This window comes from Pseudooceanicola sp. LIPI14-2-Ac024 (genome assembly GCF_042188925.1).
Lineage (GTDB): Bacteria > Pseudomonadota > Alphaproteobacteria > Rhodobacterales > Rhodobacteraceae > Pseudooceanicola.
The window spans coordinates 1,669,641-1,694,817 of sequence record NZ_CP170102.1 but is presented as its reverse complement, the minus strand read 5'-3'; the positions used below and the strand labels follow the sequence as shown (position 1 = coordinate 1,694,817).

Here is a 25,177-nt window from a genome sequence, read left to right as displayed (position 1 = left end):
AAACGCCGCCGAGCCGGGAAACGGCCCCGGCGGCGTTATCGCATCGAAAGAGACCTTTGCATGGTATCTGCAGCAGAACAGATGGCGGCCAACACAAGCTGGGCGGCGCTCGGCAAGGCCACTGAACTGCGTCACCGCATCATCTTCACGCTTGCGCTGCTGGTGATCTACCGGCTCGGCACCTACATCCCGGTGCCCGGGATCGACGGCGCGGCGCTCCGCAACTTCATGGAAGGCGCGGCATCCGGCCTCGGCGGCATCCTGACGATGTTCACCGGCGGTGCGCTCGGGCGGATGGGGATCTTCGCGCTCGGGATCATGCCCTACATCTCGGCCTCGATCATCGTGCAGCTCCTCGCGGCCATGGTGCCGTCGCTGGAGGCGCTGAAGAAAGAGGGCCAGCAGGGTCAGAAGAAACTCAACCAGTACACCCGCTACGGCACGGTCGCGCTGGCGACGGTGCAGGCCTATGGCCTCGCGATCTCGCTCGAGGCGGGCGACCTGGTGACCGATCCGGGCATGTTCTTCCGGATTTCGTGCCTGATCACGCTGGTCGGCGGCACGATGTTCCTGATGTGGCTGGGTGAACAGATCACGCAGCGCGGCGTCGGCAACGGCATCTCGCTCATCATCTTCGTCGGCATCATCGCCGAGGTTCCGGCAGCGCTGGCGCAGTTCTTCGCCTCGGGCCGGTCGGGTGCGATCAGCCCGGCGGTGATCGTGGGCGTGATCGTGATGGTGATCGCCACCATTGCCTTCGTCGTCTTCATGGAACGCGCCCTGCGCAAGATCCACATCCAGTACCCGCGTCGCCAGGTCGGCATGAAGATCTACGACGGCGGTTCCAGCCACCTGCCGATCAAGGTGAACCCGGCGGGCGTGATCCCGGCGATCTTCGCCAGCTCGCTGCTGCTGCTGCCGGTCACGATCTCGACCTTCTCGGGCAACCAGACCGGTGCCGTGATGTCGACGATCCTGGCCTACTTCGGGCCGGGCCAGCCGCTCTACCTGCTGTTCTTCTGCGCGATGATCGTGTTCTTCGCGTACTTCTACACGCACAACGTCTCGTTCAAGACGGACGACGTCGCGGACAACCTGAAGAACCAGAACGGCTTTGTCCCGGGGATCCGTCCCGGCAAGCGGACGGCGGAGTACCTGGAATACGTGGTCAACCGGATCCTGGTGCTGGGCTCGGCCTACCTTGCGGCGGTCTGCCTGCTGCCCGAGATCCTGCGCAACCAGCTGGCCATTCCGTTCTACTTCGGCGGCACCTCCGTGCTGATCGTGGTGTCGGTGACCATGGACACGATCGAGCAGGTGCACAGCCATCTGCAGGCGCACCAGTACGAGAGCCTGATTGAGAAATCCAAGCTGCGCGGCAAAGGCAAGCGGCGCGGTCGCAAAGGAAGTGCACGTCGATGAACATCATTCTGCTCGGACCGCCTGGGGCCGGCAAAGGCACCCAGGCCGCTAAACTTGTGTCCTCGCGGGGCATGGTCCAGCTCTCCACCGGCGACATGCTGCGCGAAGCCCGGACCTCGGGCACCGAGATGGGGCAGAAGGTTGCCGCGATCATGGATGCGGGCGAACTGGTCACGGACGAGATCGTCATCGGCCTGATCCGCGAGAAGCTCGAAGGCGACACCGGCGGCGGTTTCATCTTCGACGGCTTCCCGCGCACCCTGGGCCAGGCCGACGCGCTTGAGCAGCTGCTGTCCGAGATGGGGCAGGGGCTGGCCGCCGCGATCGAGCTGCGGGTCAACGACGAGGTCCTGGTCGACCGCATCGTCAACCGCGCCAAGGAGGCCGCCGCCAACGGTCAGCCGGTGCGCGCTGACGACAACGCGGAAAGCCTCAAGGTCCGCCTGATGGAATACTACAAGAAGACGTCGCCGCTGCTTGGGTATTACCACGCCAAGGGCAAGCTCAAGGCGGTCGACGGACTGGCGGATATCGGCGAGGTCGAATCCGCGATTGCGCAGGTTCTGGACAATTCCTGAATCGGGCCTTGACGCCCCGCACAATCTTACATAGTCAGCCCTATCCCGGACCCCGGCGGCGATTCCCATTGCCGCCGGGTGCCGTTTGGACCACCGAAATTCGACATGACCTCCGGCACGCTGCCCTTGGTCAGATGTTGTGAAAAAAGGTTCTGGAGCTACGGAACCGCAACCAAAGGAAAGTGACACGTGGCACGTATCGCCGGCGTTAACATCCCGACTGCAAAAAGGGTGCCGATCGCACTCACCTACATCACCGGCATTGGCCATACCTCGGCCAAGGCAATCTGCGAAGCCGTCGGCATCGACGCGGCCCGCCGGGTGAACGAACTCTCGGACTCCGAGGTTCTGGCCATCCGCGAGCACATCGACGCCAACTATACCGTGGAAGGTGACCTGCGCCGCGAGACGCAGATGAACATCAAGCGCCTGATGGACCTCGGCTGCTACCGTGGCCTGCGCCATCGCCGCAACCTCCCCGTCCGCGGCCAGCGGACCCACACCAACGCTCGCACCCGCAAAGGCCCCGCAAAGGCCATTGCCGGCAAGAAGAAGTAAGGGAGGACCGCACCAATGGCACGCGATACTCGTCGTGGCGGGACCAAGAAGAAGGTCTCCAAGAACATTGCCGCAGGCGTGGCACATGTGAACTCGTCGTTCAACAACACCAAGATCCTGATCTCGGACGTGCAGGGCAACGCGATCTCCTGGTCGTCGGCCGGCACCATGGGCTTCAAGGGTTCGCGGAAATCGACCCCCTACGCCGCCCAGATGGCCGCGGAAGACGCGGGCAAGAAAGCACAGGAACACGGCGTCAAGACGCTGGAAGTCGAAGTGCAGGGCCCCGGTTCGGGCCGCGAATCCGCACTGCGCGCTCTGGCGGCTGTCGGTTTCAACATCACCTCGATCCGTGATGTGACCCCGATCGCCCACAACGGCTGCCGCCCTCCGAAGCGCCGCCGCGTCTGATTACGATCTTCGGCTTTCGGGAGGCTGCGCCGATGCGCGGCCTCCCGCACGTCATTCAACCTCGGGCGTTGCGGCCTTTGGACATGGGGCAGCAACAGGAATTGAGGAGACACGCATGATCCACAAGAACTGGCAGGAACTCATCAAGCCGACGCAGCTTGATGTCAAACCGGGCAACGACCCGCAGAAACAGGCGACCGTGGTTGCCGAACCGCTCGAGCGCGGCTTCGGTCTGACCCTCGGCAACGCCCTGCGCCGTGTCCTCATGTCCTCGCTCCAGGGCGCGGCCATCACCTCGGTCCAGATCGACAACGTGCTGCACGAGTTCTCCTCGGTCGCCGGTGTCCGCGAAGACGTCACCGACATCGTCCTGAACCTCAAGGGTGTGTCGATCCGCATGGATGTCGAGGGGCCGAAGCGCCTGTCCATCAATGCCAAGGGTCCGGGCGTCGTCACCGCCGCCGAGATCGCCGAAACCGCCGGCATCGAGATCCTGAACAAGGATCACATCATCTGCCACCTCGACGAGGGCGCGGACCTGTTCATGGAACTCACCGTGAACACCGGCAAGGGCTATGTCGCCGCCGACAAGAACAAGCCCGAGGATGCACCGATCGGCCTGATCCCGATCGACGCGATCTATTCGCCGATCAAGAAGGTCTCCTACGACGTTCAGCCCACCCGTGAGGGCCAGGTGCTGGACTACGACAAGCTGACCATGAAGGTGGAAACCGACGGCTCGCTGACGCCGGATGACGCCGTGGCCTTTGCCGCGCGCATCCTGCAGGACCAGCTGTCGATCTTCGTCAACTTCGACGAGCCGGAATCGGCCACCCGTCAGGACGACGACGACGGCCTCGAGTTCAACCCGCTCCTCCTCAAGAAGGTGGACGAGCTGGAACTCTCCGTGCGGTCGGCGAACTGCCTGAAGAACGACAACATCGTCTACATCGGCGACCTGATCCAGAAGACCGAAGCCGAGATGCTCCGCACCCCGAACTTCGGCCGCAAGTCGCTGAACGAGATCAAGGAAGTGCTGTCCGGCATGGGCCTGCACCTCGGCATGGATGTCGAGGACTGGCCGCCGGACAACATCGAGGACCTGGCGAAGAAATTCGAAGACCAGTTCTGAGACGTGCGGTGCGTGCAGAGCACGCACCCTACGACACCGGGGTAGGGTGCGTGCTTGTCACGCACCGTCCCACCCCGGAAGACCCGGGCATCCCGCCCCAAGGAGAGCCGGTGACACGCATCGCCGGTCGGACAAAGCAAAACGCCCGTAGAGGGCACATGATTGGAGAAAGACAATGCGTCACGCACGTGGCTACCGCCGCCTGAACCGTACCCATGAGCACCGCAAGGCTCTCTGGGCGAACATGGCCGGCTCGCTCATCGAACACGAACAGATCAAGACGACCCTGCCGAAGGCAAAGGAACTGCGTCCGATCGTCGAGAAGCTCATCACCCTCGGCAAGCGCGGCGATCTGCACGCCCGCCGTCAGGCCGCGTCCCAGCTGAAGCAGGACGAATACGTCGCGAAACTGTTCGACGTGCTCGGCCCCCGCTACAAGGACCGCCAGGGCGGCTACGTCCGGATCATGAAGGCCGGCTTCCGCTATGGCGACATGGCGCCGATGGCGATCATCGAGTTCGTCGACCGCGACGTCGATGCCAAGGGCGCAGCCGACAAGGCCCGCGTTGCGGCAGAGGAAGCCGCCGAGGACTGATCCCGGCCGCGCCTTCCGCGTCACGATTTCGAGAACCCCCGCCCCATCCGGCGGGGTTTTTCGTTGCGCGGCGGGCCCTCGGACCCTGCCGGGAGGACGGGCGGAACCACGAAGGCCCGGTGCGGCGCTTGCATTCCGCCGCGCCCCTCCGCATATCCTGCGGCCATGAAGCAGGTTCTTTCCGCCGTGATCGCCCTCGGGGTTCTCTCTGCGCCCGCCGCCGTGGTGGCGCAGGCCGTCCCGCAAAGCCAGGCCGATATAGCGCTCAGTTTCGCGCCCGTGGTCAAACAGGCGACCCCCGCCGTCGTGAACATCTACGCCAGCCGGGTGGTCGAGACGCGCAGCTCGCCCTTTGCGAACGACCCGTTCTTTTCCGAGTTCTTCCGCGACACCGGCCCGACCCGGCCCCAGGTGCAGAACTCGCTCGGCTCCGGGGTGATCCTGTCCGACGACGGGATCGTCGTGTCGAACCATCACGTGGTGGGGCAGGCCGACGACATCCGCGTGGTGCTGAACGACCGGCGCGAGTTCAAGGCGCGCGTGCTGCTGGCCGATGCCGAGGCGGACCTTGCCATCCTCAAGCTGGACGGCGCCGAGGACATGCCGCATCTCGACCTGCGCGACAGCGACGGCGTCGAGGTGGGCGAGCTGGTGCTGGCGATCGGCAACCCGTTCGGCGTGGGCCAGACGGTGTCGTCGGGCATCGTGTCGGGACTGGCCCGGTCGGGCACGGCCACCGGCAACGCGCGCGGCTACTTCATCCAGACCGACGCGCCGATCAACCCAGGCAACTCCGGCGGCGCACTGATCGACCTGAACGGGCAGTTGATCGGGGTCAACACCTCGATCCTGTCGCGGTCGGGCGGCTCGAACGGGATCGGCTTTGCCATCCCCGCCTCACTGGTAAAGGAATTCGTGGCCCAGGCCCGCGACGGGGCCGAGGTGTTCCGCCGCCCTTGGGCGGGGCTGAATGGCCAACCGGTCGACGCGGCCATGGCCGAGGGGCTGGGACTGTCGCGGCCCGGTGGCATCGTGATCTCGGAGATCCACGCCGAGAGCCCGTTCCGCGCCGCCGGGCTCGAAGCCGGGGACGTGATCATGGACGTGGGCGGCCAGCCGGTGAACACCCCGGCCGAGATGATCTATCGCATGTCGGTGGCCGGCGAGGGCAGCGAGGTGCCGGTGCGGTGCCTGCGGCAGGGCAAGGAGATCGTGCTGAACGTCACCCTGACCGCGCCGCCCGAAACGCCGCCGCGCGATGCTCTGGTCACCGGAGAGGACACGCCGATCCCGGGGTTGGGCCTTTCCGGGGTGAACCCCGCGGTGCTGGCCGAGTTCGGACTGCCGCTGTCGGTGCAGGGCGTCGTGGTGACCGCCCCCGGCCCCGTCGGCCTGCGCGCGGGGCTCAGGGCCGGCGACGTGATCACCGCGATCAACGACGAGGCGATGACCGGCAGCAAGGCGGCCGAGGCCGCGCTGAAGGCGACCGGCCGGTGGCTGGCGCTCGACATCCAGAGGGGGCGCGAGCGCATGGCGCTCCGCTTCCGGCTGTGAGCGACGACCTCTTCGCGACACCGCAGGCCGCGCCGTCGGGCGACGGCGCCCCGCGCCCGCTGGCCGACCGGCTGCGGCCGCGCACGCTTTCCGAGGTCATCGGGCAGGGCCAGGTGCTGGGCCCGGACGCGCCGCTTGGCGTGATGCTGGCCTCGGGCGCGCTGTCCTCGCTGATCCTCTGGGGGCCGCCGGGCGTGGGCAAGACCACCATCGCCCGGCTGCTGGCAGCCGAGACCGACCTGCATTTCGTCCAGATCAGTGCGATCTTCACCGGGGTGCCCGAACTGCGGAAGGTGTTCGAGGCCGCCAAGATGCGGCGCACGAACGGGCAGGGGACGCTCCTCTTCGTTGACGAGATCCACCGCTTCAACAAGGCGCAGCAGGACGGCTTCCTGCCCCACATGGAGGACGGCACGATCCTGCTGGTCGGCGCCACGACCGAGAATCCATCGTTCGAACTGAACGCCGCACTCCTGAGCCGCAGCCAGGTGATGGTACTGGAACGGCTGTCACTGGCTGACCTGGAGCGCCTGACCCAGCGGGCCGAGAAGGAACTGGACCGCAGCCTGCCGCTCGACCGTGCCGCGCGCGAGGCCTTGCAGGAGATGGCGGACGGCGATGGCCGGGCGCTGCTGAACCTCGTCGAACAGGTCGCGGCCTGGAAGGTCGAGGGCAAGCTCGACACCACCGCCCTGACTACGCGCCTGCAGCGGCGGGCGGCGAAGTACGACAAGTCGGGCGACGAGCATTACAACCTGATCTCGGCCCTGCACAAATCGGTTCGGGGCAGCGACCCGGACGCCGCGCTCTACTGGCTGGCGCGGATGCTGGCGGGGGCGAGGACCCGCGCTACCTAGCCCGGCGGATCACCCGCATGGCGATCGAGGACATCGGGCTGGCCGACCCGCAGGCGCAGTCGCTTTGCCTCGAGGCCTGGCAGATCTATGAACGGCTCGGCTCGCCCGAGGGTGAGCTGGCGCTGGCGCAGGCGGTGACCTACCTCGCGCTCGCGCCGAAATCGAACGCGGGATACGTGGGCTGGAAGGCGGCGATGGTCTCGGCCCGGAAATACGGCTCGGAACCGCCGCCGAAGCATATCCTGAACGCGCCAACGAAACTGATGAAGGACCAGGGCTACGGTGCCGGCTATGCCTACGACCACGATGCCGAAGACGCGTTCTCGGGCCAGAACTACTTCCCCGAGACGATGAAGCGCGAGGCCTACTACCTGCCGGTCGAACGCGGGTTCGAGCGCGAGCTGAAGAAGCGGCTCGACTGGTTCACGAAGCAGCGCGCCAAGCGCGGCTGAGGGGCCGCCCCGCTTGACAATCCACCCCCTCCGCGCGACAGACGCGGCATGGTCGGAACCCTTCTCCAAGTGGCCCTTGGCGGTGCCATCGGGGCATCCCTGCGCTATCTCGTGGGCGTCGCGGTCACGCGCACCGTCGGGCTGAGCGGCTTTCCGACCGGGGTGCTGCTGGCCAACATCCTGGGCTGCGGCCTGATGGGAATTCTTGTCGTCCTGATCGGGTACAAGGGCTGGGCGCACCTGAACCCGTTCCTGCTGACCGGTGTGCTTGGCGGGTTCACCACCTTTTCGTCCTTCTCTCTCGAGGCGTTCACGCTCTGGGAGAGGGGGATGTCCACCTGGCGGTGCTCTACGTGGCGCTGTCGCTGATCCTGTCGCTCGCGGCGCTGGCGTTCGGCATCACCTTTGCGAGGGCTTTGATCGCATGAGCGGCGTGCAGACCATCACCGTGGGGCCGGGCGACGGCGGACAGCGGCTTGACCGCTGGCTGCGCCGGATGTTCCCGCATGTCCCGCAGGGCCGGATCGAGAAGATGTGCCGCAAGGGCGAGCTCCGCGTCGACGGCGCGCGGGTCAAGGCCAACACGCGGCTGGAAACCGGGCAGGACGTGCGCATCCCGCCGCTGCCCGATCCGGGCCCGCAGCAGCCGATCCGCAAGCCCCGGGTGACCGAGGCCGACGCGCGGTTCATCAAGTCCTGCGTGCTCTGGCAGGACGATCATATCATCGCGCTGAACAAGCCGCCGGGTCTGCCCGTGCAGGGTGGCTCCAAGCTGACCCGCCACGTCGATGCCCTGGCCGAGGCGTTCCGCGAGGGCGACGGGGAAAAGCCGCGCCTCGTGCACCGGCTAGACAAGGACACGTCGGGCCTCCTGCTGCTGGCCAAGACACGCGAGGCGGCGGCGGCCCTGACCGAGAGCTTTCGCCACCGGGCCACGCGCAAGATCTACTGGGCCGCGGTCGCCGGCGTGCCGGCGCCCAAGATGGGCACGATCAAGTACGGCCTCGTGAAAGCGCCCGGTCACGGCGCGGGCGGGGAGGGCGAAAAGATGCTCTGCCTGCATCCCGACGAGGTCAGCAGCACCCCCGGCGCCAAGCGTGCCGTCACGGACTACGCGGTCCTGTCCGGGCTGGGGCGCCGCGCGTCCTGGTGTGCCCTGGTGCCGATCACGGGGCGGACGCACCAGCTGCGGGCCCACATGGCCGAGATCGGGCATCCGATCGTCGGCGACGGCAAGTACGGCGGGTCCGGGCAGGAAAACCTGGGCGACGGGTGGGGCGCGCAACTGGGCGGCGACATCAGCCGCAAGCTGCACCTGCACGCGCGGTCCCTGACGCTGGAGCACCCCTTCACCAAGAAGCCGCTGCACCTCGTCGCGCCGCTGCCCGAGCACATGCAACGCACCTGGGACTCGCTCGGCTGGGCCGAGGACGAAGTGCCCGAAGACCCGTTCGAAGAGGAAGAATGACCGATCCGCGCCTGATCATCTTTGACGTCGACGGTACGCTGTCCGACAGCCAGGGCCATATCCTCGCCGCTATGGAGGATGCCTTTGCCGTGGTCGGCCGGCCGCTCCCCCGCGCGAGGTGGTTCTGTCGATCGTTGGCCTGTCGCTCGAGGTCGCGATGCCGCGGCTGGCGCCGGAGCTGGATGCAAACGCGCACGAGGCGATGGTCGCAGGCTACCGCGCGGGATTTCGCCAGCGCCGCGAATCCGGCGGGATCGGCGCGACGCCGCTCTATCCCGGCATCCGCGAGGTGGTCGAGGGGCTGGCGGCCGAGCCGCAGACGGTGCTGGGCATCGCCACGGGCAAGTCGCTGCGCGGGCTCGAGGCCCTGCTGGAAGGGCACGGGCTGCGGCAGCATTTCGTGACGGTCCAGGTCGCCGATCACCACCCGTCGAAACCGCATCCCTCGATGCTGATGGCGGCCATGGCGGAAACCGGGATCGGGCCCGAGCGGGCGCTGATGATCGGCGACACCAGCTTTGACATGGACATGGCGCGGTCGGCGGGGATGCGCGGACTGGCCGTCGCCTGGGGCTATCACCCGGCGTCCGAGTTGCGCGGGGCCACCGGGCACGTCGCCGCCGTCGACGCGTTGCCTGCGGCGATCGACGCGCTGGTCGCCCCGGCGGGAGAGACGGCGGCATGAGCGACTGGAAGGCCAAGCGGTTCTGGAAAGAGGTCACCGTCGACGAAACGCCCGACGGATTTGCCGTGCTGCTCGACGCGCGCCCGGTGCGGACGCCGGCGAAGGCGCCGATGCACCTGCCGACCCGCGCCCTCGCACAGGCCGTGGCGGACGAATGGCAGGCCCAGGAGGCCGAAATCGACCCCCGCACCATGCCCGCGACCCGCGCGGCAAATGCGGCCATCGACAAGGTCGCGGTGCAGTTCGACGAGGTGGCCGAGCTGCTGTCCGCCTACGGTGACAGCGACTTGCTCTGTTATCGCGCCGACGCCCCGCAGGAGCTGGCCGAGCGCCAGGCGGCGGCCTGGGATCCGCTGCTCGACTGGGCGGCCGAGACCTTTGGCGCGCGTCTCGAGCCGCGGCAGGGGATCATGCACGCCGCGCAGGACGCCGCGGCCCTGGCCCGGCTGGGTGCCGAGGTGCGCAAATTGTCGAATTTCGAGCTGACCGCGTTTCACGATCTCGTGGGGCTCAGCGGGTCGCTGGTGCTGGGACTGGCCGCGCTGCACGACCATCTGCCGGCCGAGGAGCTCTGGGAATTGTCCCGGATCGACGAGCGCTGGCAGGAGGAACAGTGGGGCCACGACGAAGAGGCGGCGGAGATCGCCGAAATCAAGCGCGGCTCGTTCCTGGCCGCCAAGCGATTCCATGATCTTACTCGCCCATAGGGCGAGAAGGTGTTGCCTGCGCTCCGTCTGGCAAGATGTTGAATTGCAAGCCGATTGATTCCGCGGCTGCCGGGGCCATGACATTGGGGAAAGCGGTGGTGATCGCCATCGATTTTGCTGATGACACCCTTGACCAAAATGGATGAATCCGCCCACACTTCGGTCCATGCTGCGAGGGCCTGCCCCTCGACTGCACCATTCGACCCCCGTCCTGCCAAAAAGGGACGGAGATAACCGCCGGAGACTCGGGCGGACAATCAGGAAGAGGTAAAAATGAAGAAAACCGCAATTTTTGGAGCGCTGACAGTCGCAGGCCTGATGGCCGGCGCAGCTGGCGCCACGACCCTTGAAGACGTCAAGGCACGTGGCAAGCTGAACTGCGGCGTGACCACCGGCCTCGTGGGCTTTGCCGCCCCCGATGCGAACGGTCGCTGGGAAGGCTTCGACGTCGGCGTCTGCCGCGCTGTCGCTGCCGCCGTGCTGGGCGATCCGGAAGCCGTCGAATTCGTGCCGACCACCGGCAAGACCCGCTTCACCGCCCTGGCATCGGGCGAGGTCGACCTGCTGGCCCGGAACACCACCTGGACCTTCTCGCGCGACGTCGACCTGAAGTTCACCTTTGTCGGCATCAACTACTACGACGGCCAGGGCTTCATCGCGCCCAAGGCCCTCGGCGTGTCCTCGGCCAAGGAACTGGACGGCGCGACCGTCTGCATCCAGACCGGCACCACCACCGAGCTCAACCTCGCGGACTTCTTCCGCAAGAACAACATGAGCTACGAGCCGGTGCCGATCGAGACCAACGCCGAAGCGCAGCAGCAGTACCTGGCCGGCGCCTGCGACGTCTACACGACGGACGCATCGGGCCTCGCCGCGACCCGCGCCACTTTCGAGGATCCCTCGGCACACGTCATCCTGCCGGAAATCATCTCGAAAGAGCCGCTCGGGCCGCTGGTCCGTCACGGCGATGACGAGTGGGCGGACATCTCCCGCTGGACCCTGAACGCGCTGATCGCGGCCGAAGAGCTGGGCATCACCTCGGCCAACGCGGCTGACATGGCATCGGCTGCGGGCGAGAACCCGGAGATCAACCGTCTGCTCGGCACCGAGGGCAACCTCGGCGAGATGATGGGCCTCAGCAACGACTGGGCCGTCAAGGCGATCACCGCCGTCGGCAACTATGGCGAGCTGTTCGAGAAGACCATCGGCGAGAACACCCCGATCGGTCTGGCCCGTGGCCTGAACGCCCAGTGGACCGATGGTGGCCTGATCTACACGCCGCCGTTCCGCTAATACAATCGGCAAGGGCGCGGGCAAACCCCGCGCCCTTCGCTATTCCACTGGACCCGGGGGCACATCCGGGCGGTAATGATCCGGCCACAGGCGCAGCAGACGCCGTATCACAAGGCCGGAACAACGGGGAACTTCAGGATGACAACCATCACCGACCCACCGTCGGAGTCGTTCAAGCTATCGATGCTGATCTACGATACGCGGTATCGTTCGATCACCTTCCAGATCATCGCGCTGATCTGCTTTCTGTCCTTTGTCGGTTGGCTCATCAACAACACGGCCCAGAACCTTGCCGACCTCGGCAAACAGCCGTCGTTCGGTTTCATGGGCGAGCCAGCGGGCTATGACATCAACCAGCAGCTGATCCCCTACAATTCGCAGGACACGCACCTGCGTGCCGCGTTCGTCGGGATCCTGAACACGCTTCTGGTCGCCGTTCTCGGCTGTATCACGGCCACGGTCGTCGGCGTGGTGGTCGGCGTGCTGCGCCTGTCGGGCAACTGGCTCGTCGCGCGGCTGATGACCGTCTATGTCGAGATGTTCCGAAACGTGCCGGTCCTGATGTGGATCGTGCTGACCATGGCCATCCTGATCGAAAGCCTGCCGGCGCCAAGCGCCTTCCGGGGCGACGATCCGGAAGCCACGATGAAGCTTTTTGACAGCGTCGCGATCACCAACCGCGGGATCTATGTCCCGGGGGTCGAGTTCTCGCGCGGGCTGCCCGCGATGCCGGTCGGCGATGCCTTCCACATCAGCATGAACTTCATCGTCGCGCTGCTGGTCTTCATTGGCGGCATCTGGCTGTCGAGCATCATCCGCAAGCGCGCCGACACGATCCAGAACCAGACCGGCGTCCGCCCGCGGACCTGGCACCTGCGCGCCGGCGTGATCCTGGTGCCGCTGATCGCCGTCCTGACGATCCTCGGCTTCAACCTGCAGTACCCCGAGCTGAAGGGCTTCAACTTCGGCGGCGGCATCTACATGCGGAACTCGCTGATCGCCCTTTGGCTCGCGCTGTCGCTCTACACCGCGGCCTTCATCGCCGAGAACGTCCGGGCCGGGATCATGGCGATCTCGCACGGGCAGACCGAGGCGGCTTCGGCCCTGGGCCTGCGCCCGCGCCGGGTGATGAGCCTGGTGGTCCTGCCGCAGGCGCTACGGGTGATCATCCCGCCGCTGATCTCGCAGTACCTGAACCTGACCAAGAACTCGTCGCTGGCGATCGCGGTCGGGTACATGGACATCACCGGCACGCTGATGGGGATCACTCTGAACCAGACGGGCCGGGAACTCGAAACGCTGCTGTTGGGGATGCTGATCTACCTCACGATCTCGCTGATCATCTCGGGGGTCATGAACCTCTACAACTCCCGCGTGAAACTGGTGGAGCGGTAAGATGTCGAACACACATGCTGATACCGTCGCCTATGTCCGTGACACCATGCTGCAGCAGCAGGACCCGCCGTCGAACACGATCGGCATGGTCGGCTGGGCCAAGGGGAACCTGTTCGGCGGATGGATGAACACCGTCCTGACGGTTCTCTCCACGCTGTTCATCATCTGGATCGTTTTGCACATCGTGCCCTGGTTCATCTCTCCCACCTGGGACGCGACATCGCTCACTCAGTGCCGCGAGCTCCTGGAGGGCACCTCGGGCGCCTGCTGGGGCGTGATCCGGGAACGCTGGCCGCAGCTGCTCTTCGGGTTCTACCCGTCCGAGCTCTACTGGCGCCCCGTGCTGGCGCTGGTGCTGCTGTTCGTGGCGCTCGCGCCGATCCTCTTCGCCGGCTACGTGACCCCGAAACTGCTCGCGTTCTCGGCGGCCTATCCGTTTCTCGCGGCCTGGCTGCTCTGGGGCGGCACGATCTGGGGGCCGGTGATGGCCGCCCTCGGCTTCGTTGCGGGCTACTTCGCCTTCGCCCTCGTGCAGCGGGTGATCGCGCCGGGGCTGGCCTTCTGGGTCGGCGTGCTGGCGGCGATCGTGTGGTGGGCGGTGATTTCGCCGTTCATGACGCCCGACCTCGCGCGGGTGCTGCCGCTCGCCCTCGAATCGGTGCAGTCGCGCCAGTTCGGCGGCTTCCTCCTGTCGATCACCATCGGCGTGACCGCGATCATGTGTTCGCTGCCGATCGGCATCCTTCTGGCGCTTGGCCGCCGCAGCGACTTGCCGCTGGTGAAATGGCTCTGCGTGGGCTTCATCGAGTTCATTCGCGGCGTGCCGCTGATCACGCTGCTGTTCGTGGCCTCGACGCTGCTCAACATCTTCCTGCCGCCGGGCACGAACTTCGACATCATCCTGCGGGTGATGATCATGGTGACGCTGTTCGCGTCGGCCTACATGGCCGAGGTGATCCGCGGCGGCCTCGCGGCCCTGCCCAAGGGCCAGTACGAGGGGGCCGACAGCCTCGGCCTCGACTACTGGCAGGCGCAGCGTCTGATCATCATGCCGCAGGCGCTGAAGATCTCGATCCCGGGGATCGTGTCGACCTTCATCGGGGTGTTCAAGGACACCACGCTGGTGTCGATCATCGGCCTGCTCGACCCGCTGGGTCTGGCGAATGCGATCCGGGCCGACGCCAACTGGAACGGCATCTACTGGGAGCTGTTCATTTTCATCGGCGCCGTCTTCTTCATCTTCTGTTTCTCCATGTCCCGCTACTCGATGTATCTGGAGCGCAAGCTCCGGACCGGGCACCGCTAAGAGGTATTCGATATGACTGACACCGCCATGGAGCTCTCCGACATCGACCGTTCGCAGATGAAGGTCTCGGACGAGGTCGCGATCGAAATCTCGAACATGAACAAGTGGTACGGGACCTTCCACGTGCTGCGAGACATCAACCTGACGGTCAACCGGGGCGAGCGTATCGTCATCGCCGGGCCGTCGGGGTCGGGCAAGTCCACCCTGATCCGCTGCATCAACCGGCTCGAGGAACACCAGTCGGGCCGGATCATCGTGGACGGGACGGAACTGACGTCGGACCTGAAGAACATCGACAAGATCCGGTCCGAGGTCGGGATGTGCTTCCAGCACTTCAACCTCTTCCCGCACCTGACGATCCTGGAAAACTGCACGCTGGCGCCGATCTGGGTCCGCAAGGTTCCGCGGAAGGAAGCGATCGAAACCGCGATGCACTTCCTCGAAAAGGTGAAGATCCCCGAGCAGGCCGACAAGTACCCCGGCCAGCTTTCGGGCGGTCAGCAGCAGCGGGTCGCCATCGCGCGGTCGCTCTGCATGAAGCCGCGGATCATGCTGTTCGACGAACCGACCTCGGCACTCGACCCCGAGATGATCAAGGAGGTCCTCGATACGATGATCGAGCTGGCGCAGGAGGGCATGACCATGCTCTGCGTCACGCACGAGATGGGCTTTGCCCGCAAGGTCGCCAACCGCGTGATCTTCATGGACCAGGGCCAGATCGTCGAACAGAACGAGCCCGAGGAGTTCTTCAACAACCCGCGGTCGGAACGCACCAAGCTGTTCCTGTCGCAGATCCTCGGTCACTGAACAGGGCGCACCGGTCCGGAGGAGACGGCCGGTACGCGAGCGAGGGAGACCCCCGTCGATGTGGAGGCATCGGCGGGGGTCTTTTCGTTCAGGGTGTCAGTCGCCGATCAGCTCGCGCGGCACCACGAAGGCCACAGCCGCGGCCGTGTGCATCGTGGCATCGGCCCAGTCGTCCACCGGAAAGTCGGCGACCAGCGTCGCGCCGGTGGGGTAGTCGGCGAACCGTGCATGGGCCGGGGTACCCCGGACCAGCATGCTGGCAAAGGCGCCGATGCCGGGGTTGTGGCCGATCATCGCGACGCAGGCGCCTTCGGCTCGGCGAAGCGCGGCCAGCATCACGTCCGGCCCGGCATGGTAGAGCTCGGGCAGGTGAGTGACTGGGGCGTCAACCGCTAGCCTGTCGCAGGTTTCGCGTGTGCGGGTGGCCGTCGAGCAGAGGATCTGGTCCGGGATGTAGGCGTTCTTTCGCAGCCAGTCGCCGATGGCGTCGGCCGACCGGCCGCCGCGCGGGTTGAGGGGACGGTCGTGGTCGTCCAGCAGGGGGTCGGACCAGCTCGACTTGGCATGGCGGATCAGGATCAGGCGTCGCGTCATGGAACCTATTGGGATCAAATGAATTGCTGCATGTGGTATGTGGAATGCGCGGCCAGCCTGCCATGGCCCCGCCCCGCCGGGCAAGCCGCCCGAACGCCGCACCCCGTCTTCATGCAGACCTGTCCCTCGGGCGCCGCAAGGAACGCCTTGCAGGCGGGCACGTCGTAGCCGGCATCGGTCAACGCGTCCGCCGGGCAGGCCGTGCGGCACGGTTGCGCCGTGCAGGTCAGGCAGGGTGATGGTGGCGGCGGGGGCAGGGGGATGCGGTCCGGCAGGGCCAGCGCGCCCCGGAACGACACCCAGAGCCCGGCGTCGGCATGGACCAGAAGGCGGACCGGGGACTGGTGGATCCAGCCGCTGCGGGTGGCCCAGCTGAAGAACGGGTGGAACGGCGGCCCGCCGAAGGGATAGATCGCCCGGCCCCCGATCTCGTCCGCCCAGCCCCCGATCACCCTCCGCGACCAGCGGTCCACCGGGTCGGGCGCACCGTCCTGCCATTCGGGGCTGGCGGTGAGCGCGGCCCAGTACCCCGGTTCCCCGGCCCGAGGAGGAGGAGCGTGCCGACACCGTCAAGCCCGTCCTCCGCCCCCGGATGCAGGGCCGCGAAGATCGCCAGCTGCCGCGCACCCGCCGCCCGGGCGAGGTCGTCGTAGGTCATCGCCGGAAGGGGAGCCACAGGCTCCACCCCAGCCGCGCGGGCCGATCGTCCTGCCATTCGAGGCCGAGCGTCATCCCGTTGTGCCCGCCGCCGGGCTGCGCGGTGTAGGTGCGGAACAGGTGATCCCAGACCGACAGGGTGAAGCCGAAGTTGGTGTCGTGTTCGGCCCGGTCGACCGAATGGTGCACGCGGTGCATGTCGGGCGTGACGATGATCCTCCGCAGCCAGCGGTCGACCCCTGCGGGGAGGGCGATGTTGGCATGGTTGAACATCGCGCAGCCGTTCAGGGCGACCTCGAAGATCACGACCGCTGCCACCGGCGCGCCGATGGCGTAGATCACCGCGATCTTCCATAGCATCGACAGCCCGATCTCGAGCGGGTGGAACCGGATCGCGGTGGTCACGTCCATGTCGCGGTCGGCGTGATGCACCCGGTGCAGCCGCCAGAGCAGCGGCACCTTGTGGGTCGCCCAGTGCTGGAACCAGATCGCGAGGTCGAGGATGACGAAGGCCAGCACACCCTCGATCCAGCCCGGCCAGCCAGTGCGGTTGAAAAGGCCGTATCCCTGCTCTGCCGCGTCCAGCGCCGCGCCGACCGACAGCACCGGGAGGGCCAGCGCCATGAGCCGCACCAGCACCGCGTCGCTGATCGAAATCGCCCAGTTGGTGCCCCAGCGGCGCCACTGCCTCTCGACCCGCGCGCGGCGCGGCAGGGCGGCCTCGGCCAAGGCAAAGACGGCGAAAAGCCCGAGGAAGAAGCCAAGCCGGATCAGCGTTTCATGTTCCATACCCGAAGGATGGACCGCGCCGGCCGGGCTTGGCAATGCGGCGCGTCAGCCCTTGCGGATGATCGACCCGGCGCCGTGTTCGGTGAAGAGTTCCAGCAGCGTTGCGTTCGGCGCCCGGCCATCGAGGATCACCGCCGCGCGGACCCCGCCCTCGATCGCCATCAGCGCGGTCTCGGTCTTGGGGATCATGCCGCCCGCGATGGTGCCGTCGGCGGTCCATTCGCGGATCTGGCTGGCGGTCAGCTCGGTCACCACCTCGCCGCTGGCGTTCTTGACGCCGGCCACGTCGGTCAGCAGCAGCAGGCGGTCGGCCTTGAGCGCGGCGGCGATGGCCCCGGCGGCGGTGTCGCCGTTCACGTTGAACGTCTCGCCGTCGCGGCCCATGCCGAGGGGGGCGATCACCGGGATGATGTCGGCCTTGAACATGGCGTGCAGGATCGTCGTGTCGCATTCGACCGGCGTGCCGACCAGGCCCAGCGAGGGGTCGGTGGTTTCGCAGATCATCAGGTTGGCGTCCTTGCCCGACAGCCCGACGCCCTTGCCACCTTGGGAGCTGATGGCCTGCACGATGCGCTTGTTCACGCGGCCGGAGAGCACCATCTCGACCACCTCGACCGTGGCTTCGTCGGTGACGCGCTTGCCGTTCACGAAGTCGGACTTGATGTCGAGCTTGTCGAGCATCTCGTTGATCATCGGGCCGCCGCCGTGGACGATGACCGGGTTCACCCCGACCTGCCGCATCAGGACGATGTCACGGGCGAAGGTCTCCATCGCCTCGTCGTCGCCCATGGCATGGCCGCCGAATTTCACGACGACGATGGCGCCCTCGTAGCGTTGCAGGTAGGGCAGGGCCTGGCTGAGCGTGCGGGCAGTGGCGATCCAGTCGCGATTCATCGTCTGTTTTCTCATGCGATCATCCATGGGTTTCGGATCTGATACGGCGGATGTCCGGTCTTTCCAACCCCTTGCTGAAATCGGCCCGATCCGTGGCGCGGGGTTTCCCGCTGATCATGCGATCGTGATTTCCCAGCTCCTGCCGGGGGAATTGGCTTGCCGGTCGCGGCCCCGTGCGGTGTTCGTAACATTTCTCACGCCTGCTGCGCGCCCCTGCGCCGGACCGTGGCGGATTTGCGCCACACCTTCGCACGCCCTGATGCAAGTCGGAAACCAAAGGATTAGCTCCCCGTTGTGGACATGACGCCCAGGGCGAGACCCGGGCGAAACACCATGCCTCTCCACCGGGCAGTACCGCGGAGGGGCGCAACGAGGGCCAAGAATGCCCACCAAGAAGGAGAATACTATGTTCCGCACTCTCGCATTCGCCGCAACCACCGGCGCGATCGTCGCAGCCCCCGCATTTGCCGGCAGCCCGGCGCCCGCTCCGATCGAGCCGGCTCCGATCGCCCCTGCGCCGATCATCACCCCCGCGTCGGACTGGACCGGCGGCTACGGCGGTGTGCAGCTCGGCTACGGCGACTTCGACCTTGGCGGGGCGTCGGGTGACGGCCTCGTCGGCGGCGTGCAGCTGGGTTACGACTACGACTTCGGCAGCTGGGTGCTGGGTGGCGAGTTCGACTACACCGGCGCGGACGTGAGCGTCGGCGGCGCGGATGTCGACAGCGTGATGCGCGTCAAGGCACGTCTCGGCTACGATGCCGGCCGCACGCTGATCTACGCCACCGCCGGTGGTGCCCGGGCCGACACCTCGCTGGGTGACGACACCGGCTGGGTCGCTGGCGTCGGCGCTGAATACAAGGTGATGGAGAACGTCTCGGTCGGGGGTGAATACCTCTACCACAAGTTCGACGACTTCAACGGCACCGGCAGCGACCTCGAGGCCAACACCTTCTCGGCCAAGGTGAACTACCGCTTCTGATCGGGTCCGCGGGGCCACGCGCCCGCGCCCAACCGTTGCGTCACGAAGCCCCGGGTGATTTTGGTCACCCGGGGCGTTCTTTCTTAAGGAACCGCTAGCCTAAAACGTGCGTTGATGGCACGATCTCCCCAATACGGGCGAAGACATCGTGACTCGAGCTGTGAAACACCATCTCTGCGGCGCACTGGCCCTCGCCATGCTACCCTGCGTGGCGCTGGCCGACCCCCTGTCCGGCGAAAGCTGGACCGGCCCCTACGTGGGCGGCAACCTCGATTTTCAGCGCGGGGTGCCGGACAGCAAGGGCCTGATCAGCCTGCACGCCGGCTACGACCACCAGATGGGTGACATGGTCCTGGGGGGCGAACTGGAATACGCCAATGCCGATGCGGGCGCGCCCGGCGGGTCCATCGACTGGATGCTGCGCGCCAAGCTGCGGGTCGGCTACGCTACCGGACGGACGCTGATCTACGGCACCGCGGGCGGGGTGCGCAGCGATGGCACAACGGGCGGCGAATTCGGCCTGCTGGCTGGCGCCGGGGTCGAGTACCGGCTGTTCGAGCACCTGACCGTCGGGGGCGAACTGCTGACTCACCATTTCCCGGATTTCGACGACCGCGGCCGGCACGACGTGCAGAGCCTCAGTGCCCGCGTCTCGTTCCGATTCTGACCGTCAGATCAGCGTGGCGATGACCGCGCGCAGGGTGGCGATACCGTCGCCCTTCTCGCTCGAGGTCTGGATGATCTCGGGAAAGGCGGCCGGGTGCTTGGCAAGCTTGGCCCGCACCTGGTCGAGGGTCTTGTCGCGATCCGCGGCCCTCACCTTGTCGGCCTTGGTCAGCACGCACTGGAATGTCACCGCGGCGCTGTCGAGCAGCTTCATGATCTCTTCGTCCACGGCCTTGATCCCGTGCCGCGCGTCGATCAGCACGAAGGCGCGGCGCAGGTTGGCCCGGCCCGACAGGTACTGCTTGAGCAGCTTCTGCCACTTCTCGACCACTGCCACCGGGGCGTTGGCATAGCCATAGCCCGGCAGGTCGACGAGGTAGTGGCTTTCGCCCAGGTTGAAGAAGTTGATTTCCTGCGTCCGGCCCGGCGTGTTCGACGCCCGCGCCAGACCCTTGCGCCCGGTGAGGGCGTTGATCAGCGTGGATTTCCCGACGTTGGAGCGCCCGGCAAAGCAGACCTCGATCCGGTCGTCCGGCGGCAGGCCGTTCATCGCCACGACGCCTTTCAGGAACTCGGTCTCGCCGGCAAAGAGCAGGCGGCCGGTTTCCTCGGCCTCGGGCGTGACCTCGGCCAGGGGGAAGGGCAGGGTGGTCATGGCAGAACCTCCAGCAAGTCGCCCGCGCGCAGGGTGCCGCCGCGCGTGATCCGGATCCCGACCGAGAAATCGCGGTGCCCGAACCCGTCGAGGATGTCGAGCATCGGCACGTCGCGTTCTCCGGTCTCGGGGTTGGCGGTGGTCATCATGCAGCGGTCGATGCGCTTGTAGATCTCGGCCTCGGCCTCGCCCAGCCGGATCGTGCGGCCGATCCAGTCGAACTCCTGCCAGGCCTCGGCCCCCTCGATCCAGAGGTTGCAGCGCCAACGCAGGCGCGACAGGGGCTGGCCGGCGGCCGTTTCGACCGCCGCGTGGCTCGCGGTGCTGGCCAGGGTGATCGACGCCTCGCCGGTGTCGGTCATGCCGCGTCCCGCGGGGGCGGGGACCAGGCGAACGGGCTGTGCCCGGCCTTCACCCACCAGCGGCTGCAGCCAGTCGACCAGCGCCGCGCCGTCGGACGCCGGGTCGACGGCGATCGCGGGCCGCGCGGGATGCGACAGGTGCAGCATCGCGCCCTCGGTCTTCAGGTTCACCGCCTGCAGCGCCGGGGTCGAGGCGCCGCGCAGGAAGTTCATGCATCGCGCCCATTCCCCGTCGACGGCCTTCGACGCCTCGTGCGCGACGGCCCAGAGCCGGTCACCGGGCAGCGTCTGGCCCTCGGCCAGCGTCACCTCGGCGACCTCCTCGCGTCCGATCGCCTTGATCGGATGCCGCCATATCGAGGCGACGCGCAGGCTCACTTCTTCTCGCTCACGGGTTTCTTGCGGCTGAAGCCCGACTTGATGTTGCCGAACACGTCCGGCTTGTAGCCGTGGCTCCGCATGATCAGGTACTGCTGCGTGAAGGTGATCGTGTTGTTGGTGATCCAGTAGAGCACCAGGCCGCTGGCAAACGAGCCGAGCATGAACATGAACACCCAGGGCATCCAGGCAAAGATCATCGCCTGGGTTGCATCGGTGGGCGCCGGGTTCAGTTTCTGCTGCAGCCACATCGAGATGCCCAGCAGGATCGGCAGGATGCCGAGGCTGAGGATCGCCAGGAACGAGGTCGGGTCCGGCGGCGCATAGGGCAGCAGGCCGAAGAGGTTCAGGATCGACGACGGGTCAGGCGCCGAAAGGTCCTTGATCCACAGGATCCAGGGCGCGTGGCGCAGTTCGATGGTGACGAAGATCACCTTATAGAGCGAGAAGAAGATCGGGATCTGGATCAGGATCGGAAGGCAACCCGAAGCCGGGTTCACCTTTTCCTTGCGATACAGCTCCATCATCTCCTTCTGCATCCGCTGACGGTCGTCGCCGGCGCGCTCCTTCAGCTTCTCCATCTCGGGCTGGAGCTCCTTCATCCGCGCCATCGAGGCGTAGGATTTGTAGGCCAGCGGGAAGACGATGAGCTTGAGCAGGAAGGTCAGGGCGATGATCGACCAGCCCATGTTGCCGATGAAGCTGTGCAGCCAGTGCAGCACGGCAAAGATCGGCTTGGTCAGGAAGAAGAACCAGCCCCAGTCGATCGCGTCGATGAAACGGTCGACGCCCTGTTCGTTCTGGTAGTACCGGATGGTGTCCCATTCCTTCGCGCCCGAGAAGAAGCGGCTGGTGACGGTCGAGGAGGCGCCGGGCGCGACCTCCTGCGTGGGCAGCACGGCCTCGGTCTGGTAGATGTCGGCGTTCGGGAAATACTTCGCGGTCGACCGGAACGGGCCGTCGGCGATCAGGGTGGACATCCAGTAGTGGTCGGTGAAGCCGATCCAGCCGCTGCCGCCCACGTCGATCCGTTCGGCCGGGGCGCCTTCGCGGGCGTCCACGTCGTAGTCGGCGATGTTGTCGTAGTCGGCTTCCTCAAGCTCGCCGTCCGACATGCGGATCAGGCCCTCGTGCAGGACGAAGAAGTTCTTGAGGTTGTCGGGCTCGCCGTGGCGTCGGATCAGACCGTAGGGGCGCAGGGTGACGGCGGTGTCGGAATTGTTCACGACCGTCTGGCTGATCGTGAACATGTAGTCGTCGTCGATCGCGACCTCGCGCTGGAAGGTCAGGCCGGCGTCGTTGGTCCATTCCAGCGTGACCGGCGTGTCGGGGGTCAGCGTGGCGCCCTCGGGGGCGGTCCAGATGGTTTCCGGGCCGGGGACCTGGTCCTGGCTGACACCGGCGCTCGCGGCCCAGCCGTGCAGCGCATAATAGGCGTCGTGCTGGCCGACGGGGGTCAGGACGCGCACCATCTCGGCATCGGGCTCAAGCGTGGTCTTGTAATCCTTGAGCAGCAGGTCGTCGATCCGACCACCACGGAGCGAGATCGAGCCGGTGACGCGCGGCGTGTCGATCGCGACGCGCGGCGCTTCGTTCGCGGCCGCCTCGGCACCGCCGGCGGTCGCCGTGCCGGTGCCCGCGGTGCCGGCCGAGGGCGCCATCGTGGTCGTCGTGCCGCCGGTCGCCTCGGTCTGGGCCGTCTCGGTCGGGGCGTTCGGATCGGTCGCCGGTTCCGGCGGGGGAAGAGCACGAACCATATCACGATGACCACGAAGCTGAGCACCGTTGCCAAGAGAAGGTTCTTGTTCTGATCGTCCATGTGGAGGAGCCGCCCGTCTACTGAGAGTCAAGGGGCGGTTCAACAGATCGCAGCGCCAAAGGTCAAGGGCATTCTCCGCCGCAGGGCGGCGTGCGCGGTCACGTCACGGTGCCCTGACGTGATCGGACGGACGGGGTGACGTCCGGGGTGGCGGCGAATGGCTGCGGGGAAGCAAGCCTCGCTCCGCGGTTGTCGGCGGTCGGCCGGGGCGGGGCGGTGCCACGAAGGCATCGCATGGAGCGGTGCGCGAGAGATGGGGTAGAGTGGCGGTCAGGTACTAACGGGGCGGAGGGGGTAGCTTTCTCGGGCCATCGGCAGGGCGGGGCGGTTACGTGCTGCGCCCTGCACCCGAGGAGGCGGGAGAATAGATGACCGGGTGGCGATACAGTCAGGCGACAACCGCGAGGTGTGATGCCTTCGTCGGCACGTGCAAGTGGCGCGATGACCGTCACTCCAACGTGTTTGCGCGCATTCGGCGCCCGATACAAAGCGGCAGGGCCCAGGTCGCAGGGTCCACCCGACCACCAAGCCCGCAAAAGTTTGCGCCTTGCTTCCAAACCCGATGACCCAGGCGCTCGGTCAGCCCAGCTTGCGCCCGATGGCCGGCGCGTCGGCAAGGCTCCCTGCATGGGCGCGCAGCCAGTCGCCGGTCTGTTCAACCGGCATCGGCCGGGCGATGCAGTAACCCTGGATATGGCCGCAGCCGAGTTGTGCCAGCATCGCGTGTTCGCCGCGCGTCTCGACCCCTTCGGCCAGGCTGTCGAGGCCCATCTGTTCTGCCAGCGACAGGATCGCGGCGACGAGGCGCTGCTGGTCCGGGTCACGATCGACCTTGGTGACGAAGCTCCGGTCGATCTTGAGCCGGTGCACCGCGAAGCGCCTGAGCGACGAGATCGAGGCATGGCCGGTGCCGAAATCGTCGAGATCGACCCGGCAGCCCAGCTTGGCGAGCCCGTTCACGCTGCGCACCACGGAATCGTCGGGCGAGGCGGCGATCACGGTTTCCAGCACCTCGATGCAGAGCCGTTCGGGCGCGAGGTCGAAGCGGTCGAGCTGCCAGCGCACCTTGTCCACCAGCTTCGGATCCGAAAGCTCCTCGGACGAGAAGTTGACCGCCACGCTCGGCACGGTAAGGCCCGCGCGGTCCCAGCCGGCCAGCGCCTCGAGCGCGCGGGTCAGGATCACCTCGCCCAGCCGTTCCATCTGGCCGCGCGCGCGCAGCGCCTCGAGGAAGGCGTCGGGCGGGATCACGCCGCGTTCGGGGTGGCACCACCGCGCCAGCGCCTCGAACCCGGTGACGCGGCCAGTATCGGTCGAGACCTGGGGCTGGAAGAACGGCAGGATCTGGCCGCCTTCCAGTGCGGCCATGACGTCCTCCTGCCCGACGGCGCGCGCAGGCACCCGGCGGCTCATCTCGCGCGAGAAGGCGCGGATCGCCGAGGGCGCGTTGCGCCGCGCCTCGTCCAGCGCGAGCGAGGCGGCGTGGATCAGCCCGCGCCCGGTGGCCTCGGGCGCGCGTGCGCCTAGGCAGAACCCGATCGAGCAGCTGACATAGATGCTGCCGGACCCTACGGCGATCGGCTCCTCCACCGTGGCCTGCAGGCGGGCGGCGAGCTGGATCGCGATCTCGAGGTCGAGGTGGGTGACCGTCGCAAGGCCCACGCCGAACCCGTCCTGGTCGGTGCGGCAGACGATGTCGCCCTCGCGCACCGCGTCGCGCAGGCGCTGGCTGGTGCGGGAGAGGACCTGTTCCACCGCCGCCTGGCCGTGACGGTCGGCAAGCTCGGGCAGGTCATCGAGCGCGACGAGAAAGCAGGCGGTCGCCCGGCCGCGGGTCAGCGACATCGCGAGCCGGTCGTCCAGCGCCTCTTCCAGCGCTTCGGCCAGCGGCAGGCCGGTCGTGCTGTCGCGGTCCGGGTCGGCATCGTCAGCCGGGGCGGGCCGGAAGAGGCCGGTCAGCCCGTAGACCACCGGCACGGTCAACGCCGCGGCCATCAGCCACGCCTCCCCCCGACCCAGAAGGCGGTGAGGACGAGCGCGGGCAGGAAGGCCAGCGCCTGCGGGCCGGTCAGAACATGCGTAAGGACCCGGCGCAGGTCAGCGCGGCCCCGGATGGGTCGGCGTGTCATGGGAAATCCCCCGGACGATGCCCGGACAGGCT

Annotated in this window: 25 protein-coding genes and 2 pseudogenes; 18 read left to right on the top strand and 9 right to left on the bottom strand. The window is 66.9% G+C overall.

All coding sequences use genetic code 11. The features are described from left to right. Positions 1 to 60 precede the first annotated feature (60 nt). From secY to ACE2AC_RS08225, 16 genes and pseudogenes are all read left to right on the top strand, one after another. Positions 61 to 1,422, top strand: a complete 1,362-nt coding sequence (gene secY, locus ACE2AC_RS08300) for a preprotein translocase subunit SecY (protein ID WP_375691627.1) — start codon at positions 61 to 63, stop codon at positions 1,420 to 1,422. Then, positions 1,419 to 2,000 carry an adenylate kinase gene (locus tag ACE2AC_RS08295; protein WP_375691626.1) on the top strand — a complete coding sequence of 194 codons (582 nt, stop codon included), beginning with the start codon at positions 1,419 to 1,421 and terminating at the stop codon, positions 1,998 to 2,000. Before secY ends, ACE2AC_RS08295 begins: the two co-directional genes overlap by 4 nt. A 189-nt stretch (positions 2,001 to 2,189) precedes the next feature. Continuing rightward, complete coding sequence (gene rpsM, locus ACE2AC_RS08290; RefSeq protein ID WP_375691625.1) at positions 2,190 to 2,558, top strand: 30S ribosomal protein S13; 369 nt, start codon at positions 2,190 to 2,192, stop codon at positions 2,556 to 2,558. A 15-nt stretch (positions 2,559 to 2,573) separates the two neighbouring features. Continuing rightward, positions 2,574 to 2,969 (top strand): 30S ribosomal protein S11, encoded by a 396-nt coding sequence (gene rpsK / locus ACE2AC_RS08285; protein WP_375691624.1) that lies wholly within the window; start codon positions 2,574 to 2,576, stop codon positions 2,967 to 2,969. Positions 2,970 to 3,084: 115 nt separating this feature from the next. Continuing rightward, on the top strand, positions 3,085 to 4,101 hold the full coding sequence (locus ACE2AC_RS08280; protein WP_375691623.1) for a DNA-directed RNA polymerase subunit alpha: 1,017 nt from the start codon (positions 3,085 to 3,087) through the stop codon (positions 4,099 to 4,101). Between the two features lie 175 nt (positions 4,102 to 4,276). Then, a complete protein-coding gene (gene rplQ / locus ACE2AC_RS08275) occupies positions 4,277 to 4,696 on the top strand; it encodes a 50S ribosomal protein L17 (protein WP_375691622.1) in 420 nt (139 codons plus the stop codon). A gap of 165 nt (positions 4,697 to 4,861) precedes the next feature. Continuing rightward, positions 4,862 to 6,250, top strand: coding sequence for a trypsin-like peptidase domain-containing protein (locus tag ACE2AC_RS08270; RefSeq protein ID WP_375691621.1), 1,389 nt, complete (start codon positions 4,862 to 4,864; stop codon positions 6,248 to 6,250). Further along, positions 6,247 to 7,559: pseudogene (locus ACE2AC_RS08265) on the top strand (replication-associated recombination protein A). The gene ACE2AC_RS08270 and the pseudogene ACE2AC_RS08265 overlap by 4 nt, the downstream one beginning before the upstream one ends. Positions 7,560 to 7,607: 48 nt before the next feature. Continuing rightward, a complete protein-coding gene (locus tag ACE2AC_RS08260) occupies positions 7,608 to 7,928 on the top strand; it encodes a fluoride efflux transporter FluC (protein ID WP_375691620.1) in 321 nt (106 codons plus the stop codon). 55 nt (positions 7,929 to 7,983) lie between these two features. After that, positions 7,984 to 9,027, top strand: coding sequence for an RluA family pseudouridine synthase (locus ACE2AC_RS08255; protein WP_375691619.1), 1,044 nt, complete (start codon positions 7,984 to 7,986; stop codon positions 9,025 to 9,027). A 118-nt stretch (positions 9,028 to 9,145) separates the two neighbouring features. Beyond that, positions 9,146 to 9,712: an HAD-IA family hydrolase gene (locus tag ACE2AC_RS08250; RefSeq protein WP_375691618.1), complete on the top strand. Its 567-nt coding sequence runs from the start codon at positions 9,146 to 9,148 to the stop codon at positions 9,710 to 9,712. Further along, on the top strand, positions 9,709 to 10,419 hold the full coding sequence (locus ACE2AC_RS08245; RefSeq protein ID WP_375691617.1) for an ATP12 family chaperone protein: 711 nt from the start codon (positions 9,709 to 9,711) through the stop codon (positions 10,417 to 10,419). Before ACE2AC_RS08250 ends, ACE2AC_RS08245 begins: the two co-directional genes overlap by 4 nt. Before the next feature lie 273 nt (positions 10,420 to 10,692). Further along, positions 10,693 to 11,712, top strand: a complete 1,020-nt coding sequence (locus tag ACE2AC_RS08240; RefSeq protein WP_375691616.1) for an amino acid ABC transporter substrate-binding protein — start codon at positions 10,693 to 10,695, stop codon at positions 11,710 to 11,712. Positions 11,713 to 11,850: 138 nt separating this feature from the next. Beyond that, positions 11,851 to 13,107, top strand: coding sequence for an amino acid ABC transporter permease (locus ACE2AC_RS08235; protein ID WP_375691615.1), 1,257 nt, complete (start codon positions 11,851 to 11,853; stop codon positions 13,105 to 13,107). 1 nt (position 13,108) lies between these two features. Then, the gene (locus ACE2AC_RS08230; protein ID WP_375691614.1) at positions 13,109 to 14,413 is read left to right on the top strand and encodes an amino acid ABC transporter permease; all 1,305 of its coding nucleotides are present in this window, start codon (positions 13,109 to 13,111) and stop codon (positions 14,411 to 14,413) included. Positions 14,414 to 14,425: 12 nt separating this feature from the next. Continuing rightward, on the top strand, positions 14,426 to 15,220 hold the full coding sequence (locus ACE2AC_RS08225) for an amino acid ABC transporter ATP-binding protein (protein ID WP_375691613.1): 795 nt from the start codon (positions 14,426 to 14,428) through the stop codon (positions 15,218 to 15,220). A 96-nt stretch (positions 15,221 to 15,316) separates the two neighbouring features. Here ACE2AC_RS08225 and ACE2AC_RS08220 read toward each other — a convergent pair whose 3' ends face one another. The 4 genes from ACE2AC_RS08220 to argB form a co-directional block, all read right to left on the bottom strand. Next, positions 15,317 to 15,814, bottom strand: coding sequence for a histidine phosphatase family protein (locus tag ACE2AC_RS08220; protein ID WP_375691612.1), 498 nt, complete (start codon positions 15,812 to 15,814; stop codon positions 15,317 to 15,319). Positions 15,815 to 15,828: 14 nt separating this feature from the next. Further along, positions 15,829 to 16,287, bottom strand: a complete 459-nt coding sequence (locus tag ACE2AC_RS08215; RefSeq protein WP_375691611.1) for a ferredoxin — start codon at positions 16,285 to 16,287, stop codon at positions 15,829 to 15,831. A gap of 181 nt (positions 16,288 to 16,468) precedes the next feature. Continuing rightward, a complete protein-coding gene (locus ACE2AC_RS08210; RefSeq protein ID WP_375691610.1) occupies positions 16,469 to 17,260 on the bottom strand; it encodes a sterol desaturase family protein in 792 nt (263 codons plus the stop codon). Between the two features lie 45 nt (positions 17,261 to 17,305). Beyond that, entirely contained in the window at positions 17,306 to 18,169 is an 864-nt protein-coding gene (gene argB, locus ACE2AC_RS08205) for an acetylglutamate kinase (RefSeq protein WP_375691609.1), read from the bottom strand. A gap of 391 nt (positions 18,170 to 18,560) precedes the next feature. Here argB and ACE2AC_RS08200 point away from each other — a divergent pair, with 391 nt between their 5' ends. Both ACE2AC_RS08200 and ACE2AC_RS08195 read left to right on the top strand, forming a co-directional pair. After that, positions 18,561 to 19,136 (top strand): outer membrane protein, encoded by a 576-nt coding sequence (locus ACE2AC_RS08200; protein WP_375691608.1) that lies wholly within the window; start codon positions 18,561 to 18,563, stop codon positions 19,134 to 19,136. A 160-nt stretch (positions 19,137 to 19,296) separates the two neighbouring features. Further along, entirely contained in the window at positions 19,297 to 19,803 is a 507-nt protein-coding gene (locus ACE2AC_RS08195) for an outer membrane protein (protein ID WP_375691607.1), read from the top strand. A gap of 3 nt (positions 19,804 to 19,806) precedes the next feature. Here the strand turns inward: ACE2AC_RS08195 and yihA are convergent, their stop codons facing one another. The 5 genes and pseudogenes from yihA to ACE2AC_RS08170 all read right to left on the bottom strand — a co-directional run bounded on the left by yihA (position 19,807) and on the right by ACE2AC_RS08170 (position 25,145). Beyond that, a complete protein-coding gene (gene yihA / locus ACE2AC_RS08190; RefSeq protein WP_375691606.1) occupies positions 19,807 to 20,457 on the bottom strand; it encodes a ribosome biogenesis GTP-binding protein YihA/YsxC in 651 nt (216 codons plus the stop codon). Beyond that, a complete protein-coding gene (locus ACE2AC_RS08185) occupies positions 20,454 to 21,197 on the bottom strand; it encodes an MOSC domain-containing protein (RefSeq protein WP_375691605.1) in 744 nt (247 codons plus the stop codon). The genes yihA and ACE2AC_RS08185 overlap by 4 nt, the downstream gene beginning before the upstream one ends. Further along, positions 21,194 to 23,016, bottom strand: a pseudogene (gene yidC / locus ACE2AC_RS08180) (membrane protein insertase YidC). The gene ACE2AC_RS08185 and the pseudogene yidC overlap by 4 nt, the downstream one beginning before the upstream one ends. A 579-nt stretch (positions 23,017 to 23,595) precedes the next feature. Further along, on the bottom strand, positions 23,596 to 25,011 hold the full coding sequence (locus ACE2AC_RS08175) for a putative bifunctional diguanylate cyclase/phosphodiesterase (RefSeq protein ID WP_375691604.1): 1,416 nt from the start codon (positions 25,009 to 25,011) through the stop codon (positions 23,596 to 23,598). Next, on the bottom strand, positions 25,011 to 25,145 hold the full coding sequence (locus ACE2AC_RS08170; RefSeq protein WP_375691603.1) for a hypothetical protein: 135 nt from the start codon (positions 25,143 to 25,145) through the stop codon (positions 25,011 to 25,013). The genes ACE2AC_RS08175 and ACE2AC_RS08170 overlap by 1 nt, the downstream gene beginning before the upstream one ends. Positions 25,146 to 25,177: the final 32 nt, after the last annotated feature.

What these genes read in the sequence shown, in the direction of transcription:
- ACE2AC_RS08255 (WP_375691619.1), top strand. Translation starts at nt 7,984, where the DNA reads ATGAGCGGCGTGCAGACCATCACCGTGGGGCCGGGCGACGGCGGACAG.
- rpsK (WP_375691624.1), top strand. Translation starts at nt 2,574, where the DNA reads ATGGCACGCGATACTCGTCGTGGCGGGACCAAGAAGAAGGTCTCCAAG.
- ACE2AC_RS08260 (WP_375691620.1), top strand. Translation starts at nt 7,608, where the DNA reads ATGGTCGGAACCCTTCTCCAAGTGGCCCTTGGCGGTGCCATCGGGGCA.
- secY (WP_375691627.1), top strand. Translation starts at nt 61, where the DNA reads ATGGTATCTGCAGCAGAACAGATGGCGGCCAACACAAGCTGGGCGGCG.
- ACE2AC_RS08210 (WP_375691610.1), bottom strand. Translation starts at nt 17,260, where the DNA reads ATGGAACATGAAACGCTGATCCGGCTTGGCTTCTTCCTCGGGCTTTTC.
- rplQ (WP_375691622.1), top strand. Translation starts at nt 4,277, where the DNA reads ATGCGTCACGCACGTGGCTACCGCCGCCTGAACCGTACCCATGAGCAC.
- ACE2AC_RS08230 (WP_375691614.1), top strand. Translation starts at nt 13,109, where the DNA reads ATGTCGAACACACATGCTGATACCGTCGCCTATGTCCGTGACACCATG.
- ACE2AC_RS08240 (WP_375691616.1), top strand. Translation starts at nt 10,693, where the DNA reads ATGAAGAAAACCGCAATTTTTGGAGCGCTGACAGTCGCAGGCCTGATG.
- yihA (WP_375691606.1), bottom strand. Translation starts at nt 20,457, where the DNA reads ATGACCACCCTGCCCTTCCCCCTGGCCGAGGTCACGCCCGAGGCCGAG.
- ACE2AC_RS08220 (WP_375691612.1), bottom strand. Translation starts at nt 15,814, where the DNA reads ATGACGCGACGCCTGATCCTGATCCGCCATGCCAAGTCGAGCTGGTCC.
- ACE2AC_RS08200 (WP_375691608.1), top strand. Translation starts at nt 18,561, where the DNA reads ATGTTCCGCACTCTCGCATTCGCCGCAACCACCGGCGCGATCGTCGCA.
- argB (WP_375691609.1), bottom strand. Translation starts at nt 18,169, where the DNA reads ATGAGAAAACAGACGATGAATCGCGACTGGATCGCCACTGCCCGCACG.
- ACE2AC_RS08175 (WP_375691604.1), bottom strand. Translation starts at nt 25,011, where the DNA reads ATGGCCGCGGCGTTGACCGTGCCGGTGGTCTACGGGCTGACCGGCCTC.
- ACE2AC_RS08280 (WP_375691623.1), top strand. Translation starts at nt 3,085, where the DNA reads ATGATCCACAAGAACTGGCAGGAACTCATCAAGCCGACGCAGCTTGAT.
- ACE2AC_RS08225 (WP_375691613.1), top strand. Translation starts at nt 14,426, where the DNA reads ATGACTGACACCGCCATGGAGCTCTCCGACATCGACCGTTCGCAGATG.
- ACE2AC_RS08245 (WP_375691617.1), top strand. Translation starts at nt 9,709, where the DNA reads ATGAGCGACTGGAAGGCCAAGCGGTTCTGGAAAGAGGTCACCGTCGAC.
- ACE2AC_RS08270 (WP_375691621.1), top strand. Translation starts at nt 4,862, where the DNA reads ATGAAGCAGGTTCTTTCCGCCGTGATCGCCCTCGGGGTTCTCTCTGCG.
- ACE2AC_RS08170 (WP_375691603.1), bottom strand. Translation starts at nt 25,145, where the DNA reads ATGACACGCCGACCCATCCGGGGCCGCGCTGACCTGCGCCGGGTCCTT.
- ACE2AC_RS08235 (WP_375691615.1), top strand. Translation starts at nt 11,851, where the DNA reads ATGACAACCATCACCGACCCACCGTCGGAGTCGTTCAAGCTATCGATG.
- ACE2AC_RS08295 (WP_375691626.1), top strand. Translation starts at nt 1,419, where the DNA reads ATGAACATCATTCTGCTCGGACCGCCTGGGGCCGGCAAAGGCACCCAG.